General features: G+C 51.8%; 16 protein-coding genes. 3 read left to right on the plus strand and 13 right to left on the minus strand.

Annotation, left to right across the window (positions count from 1 at the left end):
- Positions 1-141 (plus strand): Ecr family regulatory small membrane protein, encoded by a 141-nt coding sequence (locus tag VPX56_RS12465; RefSeq protein ID WP_263609572.1) that lies wholly within the window; start codon positions 1-3, stop codon positions 139-141.
- Between the two features lie 185 nt (positions 142-326).
- On the opposite strand, the gene VPX56_RS12470 is transcribed toward VPX56_RS12465, so the two are convergent.
- The 5 genes from VPX56_RS12470 to VPX56_RS12490 all read right to left on the minus strand — a co-directional run bounded on the left by VPX56_RS12470 (position 327) and on the right by VPX56_RS12490 (position 5,724).
- Positions 327-848, minus strand: coding sequence for a fimbrial protein (locus tag VPX56_RS12470; RefSeq protein ID WP_326466641.1), 522 nt, complete (start codon positions 846-848; stop codon positions 327-329).
- A 16-nt stretch (positions 849-864) separates the two neighbouring features.
- Entirely contained in the window at positions 865-1,815 is a 951-nt protein-coding gene (locus VPX56_RS12475) for a fimbrial protein (protein WP_326472049.1), read from the minus strand.
- 65 nt (positions 1,816-1,880) lie between these two features.
- The gene (locus tag VPX56_RS12480; protein ID WP_326466643.1) at positions 1,881-4,388 is read right to left on the minus strand and encodes a fimbria/pilus outer membrane usher protein; all 2,508 of its coding nucleotides are present in this window, start codon (positions 4,386-4,388) and stop codon (positions 1,881-1,883) included.
- 72 nt (positions 4,389-4,460) lie between these two features.
- Complete coding sequence (locus tag VPX56_RS12485; RefSeq protein WP_326466645.1) at positions 4,461-5,138, minus strand: fimbrial biogenesis chaperone; 678 nt, start codon at positions 5,136-5,138, stop codon at positions 4,461-4,463.
- A 61-nt stretch (positions 5,139-5,199) separates the two neighbouring features.
- On the minus strand, positions 5,200-5,724 hold the full coding sequence (locus VPX56_RS12490; protein ID WP_326466647.1) for a fimbrial protein: 525 nt from the start codon (positions 5,722-5,724) through the stop codon (positions 5,200-5,202).
- A 289-nt stretch (positions 5,725-6,013) separates the two neighbouring features.
- Between VPX56_RS12490 and VPX56_RS12495 the strand changes: the two genes are divergently transcribed.
- Both VPX56_RS12495 and VPX56_RS12500 read left to right on the plus strand, forming a co-directional pair.
- Complete coding sequence (locus VPX56_RS12495; RefSeq protein WP_326466649.1) at positions 6,014-6,631, plus strand: helix-turn-helix domain-containing protein; 618 nt, start codon at positions 6,014-6,016, stop codon at positions 6,629-6,631.
- A gap of 71 nt (positions 6,632-6,702) precedes the next feature.
- Positions 6,703-7,323 (plus strand): helix-turn-helix domain-containing protein, encoded by a 621-nt coding sequence (locus VPX56_RS12500; RefSeq protein WP_131632475.1) that lies wholly within the window; start codon positions 6,703-6,705, stop codon positions 7,321-7,323.
- 35 nt (positions 7,324-7,358) lie between these two features.
- Here the strand turns inward: VPX56_RS12500 and VPX56_RS12505 are convergent, their stop codons facing one another.
- The 8 genes from VPX56_RS12505 to VPX56_RS12540 all read right to left on the minus strand — a co-directional run bounded on the left by VPX56_RS12505 (position 7,359) and on the right by VPX56_RS12540 (position 14,532).
- Complete coding sequence (locus tag VPX56_RS12505) at positions 7,359-7,886, minus strand: fimbrial protein (RefSeq protein WP_326466652.1); 528 nt, start codon at positions 7,884-7,886, stop codon at positions 7,359-7,361.
- Positions 7,887-7,897: 11 nt separating this feature from the next.
- Positions 7,898-8,392 carry a fimbrial protein gene (locus VPX56_RS12510; RefSeq protein ID WP_326466654.1) on the minus strand — a complete coding sequence of 165 codons (495 nt, stop codon included), beginning with the start codon at positions 8,390-8,392 and terminating at the stop codon, positions 7,898-7,900.
- A 19-nt stretch (positions 8,393-8,411) separates the two neighbouring features.
- Positions 8,412-8,936, minus strand: coding sequence for a fimbrial protein (locus tag VPX56_RS12515; RefSeq protein WP_131632472.1), 525 nt, complete (start codon positions 8,934-8,936; stop codon positions 8,412-8,414).
- Positions 8,937-8,967: 31 nt separating this feature from the next.
- Entirely contained in the window at positions 8,968-9,468 is a 501-nt protein-coding gene (locus tag VPX56_RS12520) for a fimbrial protein (RefSeq protein ID WP_326466657.1), read from the minus strand.
- An 18-nt stretch (positions 9,469-9,486) separates the two neighbouring features.
- On the minus strand, positions 9,487-10,470 hold the full coding sequence (locus VPX56_RS12525) for a fimbrial protein (protein WP_326466659.1): 984 nt from the start codon (positions 10,468-10,470) through the stop codon (positions 9,487-9,489).
- Between the two features lie 116 nt (positions 10,471-10,586).
- On the minus strand, positions 10,587-13,076 hold the full coding sequence (locus VPX56_RS12530) for a fimbria/pilus outer membrane usher protein (protein WP_326466661.1): 2,490 nt from the start codon (positions 13,074-13,076) through the stop codon (positions 10,587-10,589).
- A 129-nt stretch (positions 13,077-13,205) separates the two neighbouring features.
- The gene (locus tag VPX56_RS12535) at positions 13,206-13,913 is read right to left on the minus strand and encodes a fimbrial biogenesis chaperone (protein ID WP_326466663.1); all 708 of its coding nucleotides are present in this window, start codon (positions 13,911-13,913) and stop codon (positions 13,206-13,208) included.
- Between the two features lie 76 nt (positions 13,914-13,989).
- The gene (locus tag VPX56_RS12540; protein WP_263609560.1) at positions 13,990-14,532 is read right to left on the minus strand and encodes a fimbrial protein; all 543 of its coding nucleotides are present in this window, start codon (positions 14,530-14,532) and stop codon (positions 13,990-13,992) included.
- Positions 14,533-14,672 lie beyond the last annotated feature (140 nt).

Consider the following 14,672-nt stretch of genomic DNA (forward strand, 5'->3'; position numbering starts at 1 on the left):
ATGGGAAAAACAGAAATTATACTCATCATAATCATTTCAAGCCTTATTATATTCGGCTTCTGGTTTATCTTCAGCGGTGAGATTTGGTATCTGGTCGCCTATCTGGAAAACAGTATTTACCCGACCATTGATGCCCCGTAACGCACGTTTAATGCCTTGTTTCACCTACCGAATTTGTCAGCTATCCGCAATTATGCCAGACGCATAGAATACGCGTCGTTAGCTTCCTTGATGGCAGGTAACGAATCAATAAATCATTTGCTTATTTCGCCCGTTCTCTGACGGGCTTTTTTTATTTGAATCAACCTACTCGCCTTGAACAATGCTTACTGATAGGTAAAGCCCAGCGTCACCACGGATCTGATGGTGCCCGCACTGGCCCCACCCATGCGTGAGTATGCCTTGGCGTGCATGGGTAATGAGGCAGTACGGTCGGTTTGTACATGCATAATACTTGTCGTTCCGTTGCCCTTAAGCGTGCCGGTGCTCGCCGTGAGTAATGCTACCGCCACGTTACCGGCCGTACCGGTGCTCTTGTAAAAACTGGTTCCGGCCACCGGATCGCTGGTGCCTGTAAAGGTTGCTTCTACTCTTGATATTCCATTCGGGCAATTTGATAATCTGATATCAAATGGAACCACCGTAGAAGCAGAATAAGCCTCTGCCAGCGTGCTCGCCTGAATATCGCCCAGATTGACATTAATATTCCCCGATCCACCGTTCACGATGCACGGCGCGGAAACCACGTTTCCGGTAATATTCAGATTGACCGTATCAGCCGCAACTATCTTGCTGTTTGCCATCATTAAGCCGAGCGTCGCCAAAGCGATAATGGATAATTTCGCCATTTTTATTTCCTTATGGTTATTGGTAGGTCAGGTCCAGGGTCGCTGATGCATTAGCTTTCCCTGCAGAAACCGACTCTCTTGTTTGATAATAACGAGCGGTAATAGGTAACATCTCCTGCCCGCCCCCGGATCGTTTTAGATGAATGCGCTCATTAAACGTCAGCGGTATATTGTGATAGAGCAATTGCACACCAACGCCACTTGCAACATCATTATTACCCTGTCCCGTTAACGCTAATACGCTGCTGTCGTAAACATCGGGATTTTGCGCGCCCCGCATGGTGATATGGATATTGGCCTGCGGGTCACAGCTGAGCTGCAAATTTTTTATTACTGTAGATCCCTCCGGATTACTGCCGATTCTATTTTTAAAATTCGCTAACGGAACATTCCCTATCGGAAAATTGATATTATTTCCTGAAATACTGCAGCTAAGCTGCGTTACTGTTGCGGGCGTAACCGTATGGACAAGGCCAACGCCGCCGCCGTCATAGGTCACTCGCAGTATTTCGCCGCCAGATAACTGTCCGGAGCGTATATCCCCCACCTTTACCAGCTCATAGTGGTGCGTGTAGTTGTCGTAAAAGCTCGTGGAACCGTCAGAGTACTGCGCTGAGGCGGGCACGGACAGCGGATAGTTTCCCCATACCTTGCCCCGGATACCAACCCCGGTAATATTGGTGGCAAAGACATCCCGCAGCCCTGTTTTCACGCCGCCCAAATACACCATATTGAGATATTGCGCTCCAGGATCGCAGTGCGCTAATCGCGATCCGGTTGCCCTGACGGTTGTCGAGGCTATCGTGCTGCCTATCGCAACGTCCCTTTGCACGTACACATTTCCAAAATTAACGTCCCCCCTCACTGATGAGTACATTCTGCAACCTGCGAAACAGGCTGAAGAATAAATCCCGACCAGCATCAGCGATAAGCCTAACAGCCTATTCAGTTTAAATTTATTGATCATCAAAATAACATCCGTAAAGAAATGAGAATTTTAAAGGCGCTAAAAGGGATATCAAATCCAGTAAGTTATACGCACGCCATTTTTGATAATGCTATTCCATTCAGCAGATTTTCTTTATTAAGCGTGAACGTTGCCCGACACGACTGCGCACGCTCGTCGCCCCATTTCGCATATAACGCCCCCTGCGGCTCTAACCCTGACATGAACACCTGGCCGCTATCGCCTACAATAAAGCTTTTTGATTTTTCGCCCTTTTCTACTGTCACAATGGCACCGAAAGGCACGGACTGCCCATTCATCTGCGTAAGCGTTAATAATGCGCGCATCCCTACATCCGCCACATAATCCGCTTTCACGATTGCGCCTCGGGTGGGAATAACGGTCCTGTCCGTTAATTCCAGCTCAACATCTTCCGGCAGCGTTTCGGTTGCCAGCGCCACGTTATTTTTCCGATACGGCGTAAGATCTCTGACCGTTGTATAGCCGCGCCAGTCCGTTTTCGCCCCGCTCTGGTTTTGAATGCTCACCCCTTTCGCGCCGGGAGCATTTACCAGTACGTTGGTTTCCCCCAGCGGCTGAGAAAGTGTTACCCCGTCGGCATGCGCCATAACCGCTCCCTGAAGGCCGTAGTTCAGGCGGTTGCTCTCCTTGTCGTAACCATACCCTAACGAAGCCTCACCATAGGTTCCTTTGTAATCGCCGTTGACGCTGCCCGTATAACCGACGCCATCCGTGCCGTAGCTTTGCTGTACGCTCCAGCTCAGAGCATTGTTTTCCAGCGCGGTACCATTCAGCCCCAGGCTATGTGTCGTGCTGGCATTCCTGCTGGAGTTCATGCCGTAGCTGGCCCAGGTGCGGGGCAAGAAGGCGTCAAGCGGTACGCTGATGTTTAACGCAATCTGACGATCGGTATCATAGCGGATCACCATGCCGTTGCTGTCGGTACTGCCGTTTTTGCTGTAGGTGTAAGCGATCCCGTAGCTCACGCTGTTCCAGGCGTTGTTATATCCCAGGCTAACAGACGCCAGGGTCTTAGCGGAATTCCAGTAGTTCTCACGAATCGCGCTTAACATCACCGTGCCGTAGCTTTCGCCAAGATGTTGACTCATGGTCAGCTCCGCACGATTGCGACGGCGATCCTGTAACGCATTGCTGTCGCCGTAAGAGTCGAGCACCTCCTGCATGCCGTAAAACCCGCTGGTAGAATAGCGATAACCGGCGATGGCAAAGTTTGTACCCGTCTCCACAAAGTTTTTGCTGTAGCGTATGCGCCAGGACTGGCCGCGGCTTTTCGGCATCTTCTGTGGCGTTGACCATGCCTGTATAACGTCGGTAGAGAATGCGCCCAGGTCGCCCATATTTTTCCCTACGCCCAGCGCCAGCGATTGATACTTGCTGGAACCCTGTACCCCGCCATACAGCGTCAGTCCATGAGGCAGGCCGTAAATTCCCGTCAGCTGCCCGAAAGGGGTTTTCTCTACCTCACTGTTATAGGCGCGGTACTGGCCTCCCGTCGCCGCGTATTTAATCTGCCCTTCACGCTGCAGTACCGGTAGGGACGCAAAGGCCACGGTGAAATGCTGCTCGCTGCCGTCGCTCTCCTTGACGGTAACGGCCAGATCCCCCGCTCCGCCGGTAGGAAACAGATCCGTAATTTCAAACGCGCCCGGAGCCACGTAGCGTTGATAAATCTGATAGCCATTCTGGCGGATGATCACCTGCGCGTTGCTCCGGGCGATGCCGCGCACCACGGGCGCATAGCCTTTTAGCGAATCCGGCATCATGTCGTCATCAGAGGCCAGCTGCATACCGCGAAAGGGCATGCTGTCGAACACGTCTGCCGGAGAGGAGCTGTCCCCGGCGGTGAGCTGCGCCTTAAGCGGGACGATCGCCCGCTGGGCATAGGTGTACACCGTATCCCACGCGTCGCTACCGTTTCCGTCCCGACTCCAGGTGGTGTAATTGCGCAATCGCCACGGCCCCACGTTAATCCCCGGGCGCAGGTTGGCGTACTGCGTATTGCTGTCACGCCCGTTCTGCACGCGGGTGTTTGAACCGCTCAGACTATAGTTGAGCATGGCTGCGGTTATTCCTTCATCCCACATTTCCGGCGGCACGTAGCCGCGCACCTGCGGCGAGAGTGCGGCCTGCGGAATGCTGAGGAGCAGCCGCTGGGTAGTAAACAAAAACTCGGCAGAAGCCTTTGGGATTGCCGACAGCTTCGCACATCCATCGTCCGTGCCTAACGCCGGGAATTGCTCGGTTTTTACCCCCCAGCGCTTCAGCTGCGACACGCTCAAACAGGGCTGTAGCGACTCTTCACCGTCAGCGCCTTTTGCTGCGTCAAATTCAATTTCACGGGTATCCACAATGAGATCGTCAATAATGACGTCTACACGATAGCTGCCTGGCAGCTGCGAGCCGGATTCAAACGCCGACAGATCCACGCCCTTCATCGCCGGGTTATCCAGTTCAATCAGTTCAGGGTTAAAATAATCACGCGCATGGGCGATAGGTGAAAGTGCTCCTGCCGCTAATGCAATCAAAAAAGCGAGGCGTGCAGGTTTAAACATTACCTGCTTATTTTTTATCATAAAAACGTTACTCCATCCGTACGAAACAGGCGTCATTTACCCTGGAGCGGATTACATTCTGGCGTTATGTACGTTTCCGGTGCCGCCGTAGTCGTTAATTATTTTGAAGGTCACCGTCCCCGCGGTGATACCTTTCGGTAAATCAAAACGCGCCGTTGATCCAGGTAATACATACGAAACATCGTCCAGCCTGTTACCGTTGACGTTTATTTCATTGAAGTTCATCACCACGTTCGTTGGGTTGGTCACCTGAATCTGACGCCCGCTGAACTGCCAGGTTAACCTGTCGGCAAGCTCTCCTGGAATGACGCCGCTCAGCGCTGCCGGGCGATAGATAAGCTTAATTCTGGTTTTCACCGCAATTTGCAGGGTGTTGTCTTTACGCTCTCCTGACGGAATAGCTTTAATATTTAGCCAGAAGAGTGATTCTTTATCCTGCGGAACCGAACCGGTTAAAATAATTCGCTCGACGTTTTTCTGATCTTTATCCAGTCGATATAATGGCGGCGTGATAATGAACGGGGCTTTCTCACTGCCGCCCGCCTGTGTTTCTATCCACGACTGAATTAAATATGGCGTCGTATCGGGGTTACTGACGCTAATAGAGGATTCCCTTTTATTGCCGTCAAAAATAATGCGCGTCCCGCCGATGATCACGCCTGCATTGGCAGCAGAAATACCCGCAGTAAAAAGCAGGCAGGCAATAAGGGATTTACTCAGTGAGAGCATGTGATACCTCGGTATAAAAAGGGCCGAGATCCTGGCCCTTCGATTTAATACAACAACAGAATTAGTTGTAGTTAACGGTAAAGTTAGCTACGGAGTTAGCCGGACCGGCAGTAACGGTAGCCGCTGTTGCTTTATAGCCCGCGTAGAAATCCAGTTTATTTTCTTCACGGCTTTTGAGGGTATAGGCATAGTCGTTAACCTGATGCAGACCCAGCGCCGCTTTATCGGCGGTCATCAGCTTGATCGCCACGCCCGTCGCCGCACCGGTCACCGGCGCGATTGCCAGCAGAGAGGTGTCGACTGCGTCTGGTTTACCGTCAAACTTCACCTTCGCAGACGTAACCGCCGCCGGGCAATCCTTCAGCTTGATGGTGAACTTAGTGACGGACGCTTCACTATCTTTACCGCTGAAAGCGCCCTTGGACACTTTACCCAGGTCAACAGCCATCGTGTTGTTTGCACCAATATACACTTTGCAAGCTTCGTCGAGGATTTCACCCGTAAAGTTTACCGTGCCATCAGCAGCCCAGGCGGAAGAAAAAACGGTCGCGCAGGCTAATGCACAAGCAATAATATTATGTTTCATTCTTTGGTCCTTATTATTTAATTGATAAAGATTTCTGAAATGACCCTCACAGCAGCAGTTCGCTGCAGCGCGTCATTTCGAATGTAATACTAGCGAGGGCATTTTTTTCTGACAAAAGGATTGGGGTCTACTCTTAGACCGTTATATTTTCAATATGGCGCCTTTGCCGGGTAATTTACCCTGAGTCTAGTTTTGGATCGCGAATATCTTCACAGCGCGCACCGATTGCCCACATAATTATTGTGATATATAATTTTTACTCATTCACAGCTATAGCCCACACCAACACATGACTACCCACACCAAACCTGTGCACGATATTGAAAGACTTATAGAATCCCTAACGAAAGAATCAACGCGAATCCCCAAAAATAATATCACCCTGAAGTACTCAACAGAAAGTTCCGACCACTGTTATTTATTACACCATGGGCATGTCATTGTTATTCGTGAAAGCGATAACGTGGCATTAAACGCTGAAACAGCCCCTTTTATATTTGGCTTAAGTGCGCCCTCCATGGGCCGACTTGGCGTGAAGATGATTGTTCCAGAAGATGCCGTTGTGAGTGAGGTCCCGAAAACTGTCGCATTAGACATAATTCGTAAAGAAAAGTTATGGAAGGAATTATCGTTTTTATTGCAGTATGTTGTTCACCGGATTTTATGTCACTGCAAGCGCGTATCCCAGCAAAACTCATACAATGTGGTTAAGATATTGCTATCAGAACTGCTCAATGAACCTGAAAGTCTCCGACGTGCAACAAGCGTGGTTAATTACATCTCTGACCGCAGCATTATTTCCCGCAGCGGGATATTAAGTATCCTTTCTACGCTGCGTGAGGGCGGGTTTATTGAGATGGAAAAAGGATTGCTGAACGCCATACACCGATTACCTGAAAAATTTTAATGCGGGTGCTTACCTCATCTAAAAGGCAGTCAGGGTCGATTACTTTTAACACTTTGCCTATACACTGAATAATGATTAAGAAACAAGCACTGTTACCGACCAATCAGCCTTCACCTTACGAAACTATTTTGGTGGAGCAGTTATCCCCTTACGCAAAAACGAAAGAATATCCTGTTCGCGTTCGAATATACCTGAAGGAGCAGAATGAACAGCAGTGCATTCTGTTGTTAAAGGGCGCGCTGGAGGTACATCGCCTTGATGATGATTTAATCGTCACGACGATTAACGCTCCGTCCATGATTGGTTTGAGCGTGCGGGATGTTTACGTCGTCACTGCGCAACCGTGTCGCCTGGCCACGCTATCTCTCGATCGGGCGCATTCCCTTATCGCCGAGAAAGATCTCTGGTCGACGCTGGCTATGCATCTTCAGGTGATTAACTCGAAGCTGTTTGCCTACAGCAAGCGCCTCAGCGCACCGACGGCCTATGAGATGATTTGCCACCAGCTGCATGAACTCATGAGTGAACCTGAGGCGTTTCGCACCAGCATCACGGCCGAGCGCTATATCAGGGAGAAGACGCATTTATCGCGCAGCGGGGTGATGAAGATCCTTTCCACCCTGAAAAATGACGAAGCTATCGTATTGAATGACGGTCGGCTGGTAGAGATTAAACATCTGCCGATAAGCTGAAACGCTGGCGCGTATTTCGCGCCAGCGCAGTTTGGCTAATTATACGAAAGCGTGTAATCCGCATCCGTTTTGATACTCCCGGCGCTGGCGGAATCGCCCGTCCGGATATATTGCGCATAAAGCTGAATACTATTGCTACCGTCAGCGGCGCTATTAATTACCGTAAATGACTTCCCAAGCGTGACTGGCGCACTATTCTGATCGAGCACCTGAATACCAATGCCCGATGACTGGCCGTCGCCGGTGGTGTTTGATAACACGCCCGTGCCATAGCTGTCCTGGTGGCTGCTGCTTAAGCTGATATTAACCTGAGTATTGCTGTAGCAGTTCAGGCCTATGGTGAACAGCGTTTTTCCCGCTACTGCACCCTTTTGATTAAGCGTATTGAGCTTAACGCCATCCAGAGGAACATCAATATTTCCATCCCCGTTTACGGTACAGCCAACGGCCTGCAGTTCACCATTGATTGCGATATACCCTTCTGCATAAACGTTTGGTCCTGGCACGAGCATCAGCAATAGCGCCAGCAGGCCGACCGTCTTTATTTTATATGTACCGTTCATCCTGCCCCCAATCAATCATAAACCAAATCATATTCCGCATCGGATTCAACGGTGCCTGGCGTCATATCCTGGCTGGTTCTTATATAGTGAATGGCAAGGGTGTACTTGCCCGCAGAGGTTGGCCGCATAACGCTGTAGGCCAGCGTATGTATTGGCGAATCATCATAGCTGGCATTCAGCAGTTCAACGCCTATGCCTGTTGCCGTTCCCTTATTTTTTAACACCGTCTGACCACCGCTGGCCGGGGTATAAATAAACTGGAAATAGGGAAATATCCCCTTAGGGCAAATAACTGAAATGTTTTTTTCCTGCCGCCCAGCGACAGAATCTACGCTGGGTAGATCGGTCGTTTTTACCGGCTCCAGATTGAAGGTTAAATAAGTACCGTCATGAATAGTACACCCTCCATTAGTCACATTACCGGCAATATTGACATGGCCCCCGTCCGCCAGCACGGGCGGAAGGTTGATCCCCATAAGCAGCATTGCGCAAAAGTATCGCAACATATCCCCTCCTTGCACCGTCTTATTCATAGTTCATCGTATAGGTCGCACTGGAAAGCACGGTACCCACTCCAACCGTGCCTGTTCTGATATAGCGCGCCGCCAGCGGAATCGTTTCTGATGCCCCCGAGCTGCTGGTGACTGTCCAACTGGACCCCATCGCTATGGGGCTATTCGCCCCGCCGTGTAAATCAATGAGCTGCGTACTCACGCCCGACGCCGTGCCGGTATTCTCCAATACCGTGTTATCTCCGTAGTCGGGATCGTTGTCTCCGGCGAACGAGATTGTCACCCTGGCGCCGGCGGAGCAGCTTAACGTAATGTCGTATTCGGCGCTTTGTCCCCAGGTACTGCCTACGCTGGGGAGGTCGGTATCGTGTACATCACCCAGCCCAATATCGACATCCGTAGCGCCAGAAACAGAACACCCGCTGCTCGCCACCGCGCCATGGACGGTAATCGTTCCGGTTTCGGCCTGGGCTAAGGAAAAAACGAGTTCATTTAAAACGATGAAAAAGGTAAATAATAGTCGCGAGAAATTCATCATGTTCTCTCATTCACTTTGCTGACTGTCAGGATTATTCATAGTCCAGGGTGTAGGTAGCACTACTTTCCACCGTGCCGGTGGCAAGGGTTCCGGTGCGAATATACTGCGCAGCGATAGGTACGGTATTTGCTGTCGCCGTGCTGTTAATTAATACCCAACGATCGCCCATTACGATGGGGGTATAATTGTCATTCACATTTAATAGCTGGATGCCGACCCCCTGCGCCGTGCCGGAATTATTGAGGATGGTATTATCATTAGCGCTGTGGTCGCCGTTAATGGTCATATAAACCACAACGCCGGTATCGCAGCTTAGCACTATATTTTGCTCCTGCCGCCCCGTGGTGGAGTCTACCGAAGGCAGATCGTCGGTCATTGCCGTCGATAAATCATAGGTTAAATTGGTCCCGCTGGTGACCGAGCAGCTTGATGTTAAAAGGTTTCCAGTGACATGTACGGAACCATTGCTTGCCGCCGACGCGTGCCAGGCAGCAACCGTTAATACAAGAGTAAATAACCGATGCCCTTTCATAATGCCTCCCTGCCCTTATTAGTCATAATCAAGCGTATAGGTTGCACTGGCATCAACCGATCCGGCGCTCAGGTCGCCGGTACGAATATAGCGTGCCGCAATGGGGATCGTCGCGGTCGCCCCTGCATTGGTGACGGGGCTAAATCGATAGTTCATGTTTATGGGGTTATTATTTCCATCATGCAGATCGATCAGCTGAACGCCGATCCCCTGCGCCGTACCGTTATTTTGCAACACAGACGTATCGCTTGTTCCGGATGCCTGGGTACCGGAAAACGTGGCGTAAACGTTGGTTCCGGCATTACAACTCAGCGAAATATCTTTTTCGCCGCTTTGCCCCCAGGTACTTCCCACCGACGGTAAATCGGCCTTGTGCGCGTCTGCCAGCGTAATCGTCATATCCTGGTTATTGGCGATCGTGCACCCGCTGGCGGAAATTGTTCCACTGAAGTTCACCGTGATTTTTGCGTTGCCTTCATTCCCCGAGGCGCTACCGTAGCCCACGCTTCCGGACAGCGCGCCGCTGCCAACGGAGGTGGCCGTTTTAATCAGATTCAGTTTTGGCGTAATCGAAATGGTAAACACCTCCCCCCAGCCGATATCGCTCATTGAAAAGAGTTGCGCGCTAGAGTTCGCCGTAATCCAACCGCTGTGGCTGGAGCTGTGCCCTTTATTGGAGGTGATGGGCATGTCTGCCCCAAACTGCACGCCAATGCCGGGTATATTGGTGCTAAAGGTCTGGCGCCCGTTATAATTGCCGACATAGCCGAGCTGGGCGGTAATTCCCCCATAAAACGTTTTGCTCCAGGTAAACGACGATTCGCAGGTGGCAAACGCCACCTTGTCGTAAGATTGGTCGCCCGTGATTGATTGCCCTACCGCGATATCGGATGAGACGTTGACAGGGGAAATATTGACCATCGTCGAGCCGACAGTGGTTTTACAATCCGCGGCAAGTACCGCGTGGGAAATGACGCTGGCAGCGGCAATAAGCGTGAACATCAGGACCCGGCTATAAGCCCACCGTATTATTCCCGCTCGTTTTTTGTTGTATGTTTGCATGTTGTTTCTAACCCTACGTTCAGTCGTTGCTCAATGGGATACCCGGCGGAGAGCCATTACCGGCACACCAAATCCAGCGTTTTTACGCCGCTGCTCTTTTGCGCATCGTCATCATCAAGTTGATAGTGGGCATGACACTGCTCGCTGGCCTTTTTGCCCCACAGCGCAAGTATCTCTCCCTGCTGCGGCATCCCGCTCAGATAGACGTCACTCTTGTCATCCACGATCCCGGTAATGTCGTCAGCGTCGACCAGGCTCGCCGTCGTGCCGAAAGGAATGCCCGTCCCCGGGTGCTGTAGATGGACGAGCAGCCGGGCACCTATGTGGGTCTTAAAGCCTGCCATCACCACCGCGCCCTCGGTCGGTACTACATCCTTCGAGTTCGTCTCTACCTCTGCATCACCCGCCAGGGATTTCGTATCCAGCCGCACGGTGGTTTGTCGGTAAGGCGTCAGATAGGGAACCACCGCGTAGCCGCGCCAGTCGGTCGCCACCCCGGTGCCGTTTTCCACAATGGCATCGCTAACGCCTGGGGACCGCACAATCGCAATGGACTGAATGTCCTGATTTAACGCCTGAGAGAAGGTCACCCCATGGGGATGCACCACGATCCCGCCCTGAAGGCCGTAGTTCACCTGACGACTGTCCGGATCGTAGTTGTAGCCAGCGCTGACTTCTCCCTGGCTGCCGGTATAGTCGAGGGTCATCGTTCCGTTACTGCCGGCGTCATCGTGGTTGCTGTAGCCTTCCATCACGCTGTAGCTCAGGTTATCGTGTGCCAGCGCCGTGCCGTACAGGCTGACCTGCTGCGTCGTGTCGCCATGCCTGTTGGTGTTGACGTTATAGCCGGCGTAGGCGTTATGCAGCCATTTATCCAGCGGGATGCTGACGTTCATCGCCGCCTGATGATCGTTCTCGCTGCCCGGCGTGCTGGTGAAGTTATAGTTAATGCTGTAGGTGATCCCCAGAATCGAGGTGTTGTAGCCTACGGAGAGGCTTCGTTCGTACCCTTCATCATCCCAATAATCCTGTTGATAGCCGTTCACATAGACCGAGCCCCAGCCTTCACTCAGTGACTGACTCAACGACACCTGCCAGCGTGAACGTTTGTTATGGCTGAGATCGAACTCGTCCCGATCGTTTTCGCCGTCGTCGTTGTCATCATCGACGTGCAGATCGGCGGCATCCTGAAAGCTGTAATAGCCTTTCGTTGAGTAACGATAGGCCGCCAGCGTGAGCGTCGAGCCTGTGCTCAACATGCTTTTGGAATACTGGGCGCGATAGGACTGGCCGTCCTTATGCTCACCCGTGCTGAGATCCGCCGAGGACAAGGACATATCCAGCGAGATTGACCCCAGCTCCCCGAGGGTAAAACCCATCCCCGCCAGGCAATTCTGATAATCATCCGACAGCTGCGAGCCGCCATAGGCCGTGAGGTCGTGCGGCAGGCCGTATATCATCGTCATCTGGGCGAATTTGGGTTCTTCACCGTCGCTGTTGCTACGGTATTTTCCACCGGTGACATCGTATTTCAGATGCCCTTCGCGCTGCATAATCGCCACGCTGGAAAAGGGCTGCACGAACGTACGCTCGCGCCCGTCAGACTCCTTTATCGTAACCACCAGATCGCCGTTGGTTGAGTTCGGATAAAGATCGTTTATCTCAAACGGTCCGGGGGGCACCTGCTTCTGGTAGATCACGCTGTTATTCTGGCGAATGGTGACGGTGGAATTGCTTGATGCAATACCGCGGACCGTAGGGGCAAAATTGCGCAAGCTGTCCGGCAGCATGTTGTCATCGGAGGCCAGCTGAATACCGCGAAACGTAAAGCCATCGTAGACATCCGAGGGCGTGGTGGCGTCCCCCATCGTAAGCGCCCCGTCCAGCCGCTGAATATCGCGCTGCAAAAAGGTGTTAATAGAGTTCCAGTGATTCTCACTGCTGTCCCCGCGATCGCCGGCGCTCTGCGGGTCGTCGCCGGTGTCTCCGGACGGCGCTTTGCTGTAGGTCCAGGTACTGTAGTTTCGCAGTCGCCATGCCCCCAGATTCAGACCACTGTGTAAATTTAAGAAATAGCTGTCCTCATGGCCGCCGCTGTCGTCGTCATCCCGCCAGGTATTAGAGCCGTTAAAATCGTAGCCAACGATCAGGGCCGGGACGCCTTCGTCCCACAGCGAGGGGCTAACGGAGCCCTGCGCGGCGCTATCAACATTCGCCTGCGGAATCGTCAGGTTGAGCCGCATCTGGCTGAAATCCAGCGTAACCTGACTTTCCGGAATATAGTCGACAAGGTTATCTATTTTGGTTTTTCCCGCCAGGCCGGGAATGTCGCTGACCTTTACCCCCCACTGTTCCAGCAGCGTGGCGGAAAGCAGCGGCGTAAGCTGGCCCTTTTTGTTCTGTACGAACTCCAGCACCCGCGAGTCGATCAGCTGATGGTTAATGTACACCTCAACAAGGTAGCGGCCCGGCAGTTCGGACCCGGTGTTGGCAAATTTGCTGAGGTCGACGTTGAGTTTTGGCCCGCTGGTTTCAAGGGCTGCCATATCGAACTCGTCTTCGGCCCGAACCCTATCAACCCCCTGCAGCATAAACAGTAATGCACATGCGAGAGGCGTCAGGCGAAATGCTCTCCTCCTTTTATTGCCCGGCGGGCTTGCTGAGGGTTCACGCATTTACACCCCCCCGTCCATCACTGGCGATGCAGAGCCATAATCATTGATATACTGCCAGGTGACTTTGCCCATTGCGCCCGCCGGGAGGGAGTATTCCTTACTTCCATGCGGCGCAACCATGGTAAAGGCCGTATTCACCTTGACTCCCCCCACGCTCATGTTGAAAAAGGTCAAATACCAGGGCGTCGGGTTGGTGACCGCGATCGTATTGCCGTTACGCCTGAACGTGATTTTTTGGAACTCTTTTTGCGTTGGGTCGCCGAGCCCTGCCGGACGATAGAAAATCTTAATGCGGTTCTTTAACGAAAATCGCAGGACATTCTTCCCTTTATCCGCAGGATTATTTGCCGGAATGGCTTTAACATCCAGCCAATAAACAGATTCGCGATCGGCCGGGAAATTGCCGCTGGTCTTAATGACGCGAATACCATTTTCAGTGCCGGGCTCCAGACGAAATAAAGGTGGCGTAACGGTAAAAGGTAATTTCCCCGTTGTGCTGGGCTGGTCGCCTTTTGGCCCGTTATCATCAACAAAACTCTGGATCAGATAGGGATATTTATCCTCATTTTCGCTTTTAACCTGAATTGAGGCTTCATTGCTATCGCCATGGTAAATAAGACGCGTACCGCTAATAATGACGCCGGCGTGCGCAGATGTCGCGACACCCAGGCATGTCGCCAACAGGCAATGAATAACTGACTTTCTCATGGATCGGGTTTTCCCTTGTTATTCCAGACACCAAAGCAGAGCATCCATGCTCTTACGTATTCCCTGAGCAGATTTATTACTGATAGCTGATGGTGTAGTCTGCGTGAGAAACCAGCGAACCCGCCGAAGCCGCATCACCCACGGCGATCATGCGGGCGGTAAAAGGAATATGCGCTTCGGAAGCGGTGGCATCGGAGTTTGGCGTCAGTGCTGACGTGACGTCGATAACCTCATCCGGTGAAACCTCGGTATTCGCCCCATCATAGAGCTGTACGCCAACGTTGGTTGCCGCGCCCTCGATGGCTTCGTTAGTGAACGCGGTGTTCATCGTAGAATCCTGGTTACCGCTAAAGGTGACGCTGGCCGCCGTGACCGTAGTCGGGCAAGACGTCAGGTTCAGCGTGAAGTTCGTCGCAGGCCCCGTATCGCCAGATTTTGCCAGATCGACCGTATTGACCGTACCCAGATTCAGGGTTGGATTAGTCTGATCGTTAATATCAATCGTGCAGGTATCCGCGGTCACCGTACCGGTAAAATTAATCGTACCGTCTACCGCATGTGCTGCCCCCATCCCAACGGTGAACATCGTTGCTACCATTATTGCTAATTGCTTTTTCATAAATACCTCAAGTTAATATTTCAGTTCCATTTTATTCGCTTCATAAAATTCAGACGCACGAGCCCGCGATGAATAAATTCGCATTCATCTGAATTAAACCAGGTGGAATATCACCTTTAACTACCGCCGCAATTAAGTAT

This window comes from Enterobacter wuhouensis (genome assembly GCF_035835995.1).
GTDB lineage: Bacteria > Pseudomonadota > Gammaproteobacteria > Enterobacterales > Enterobacteriaceae > Enterobacter > Enterobacter wuhouensis.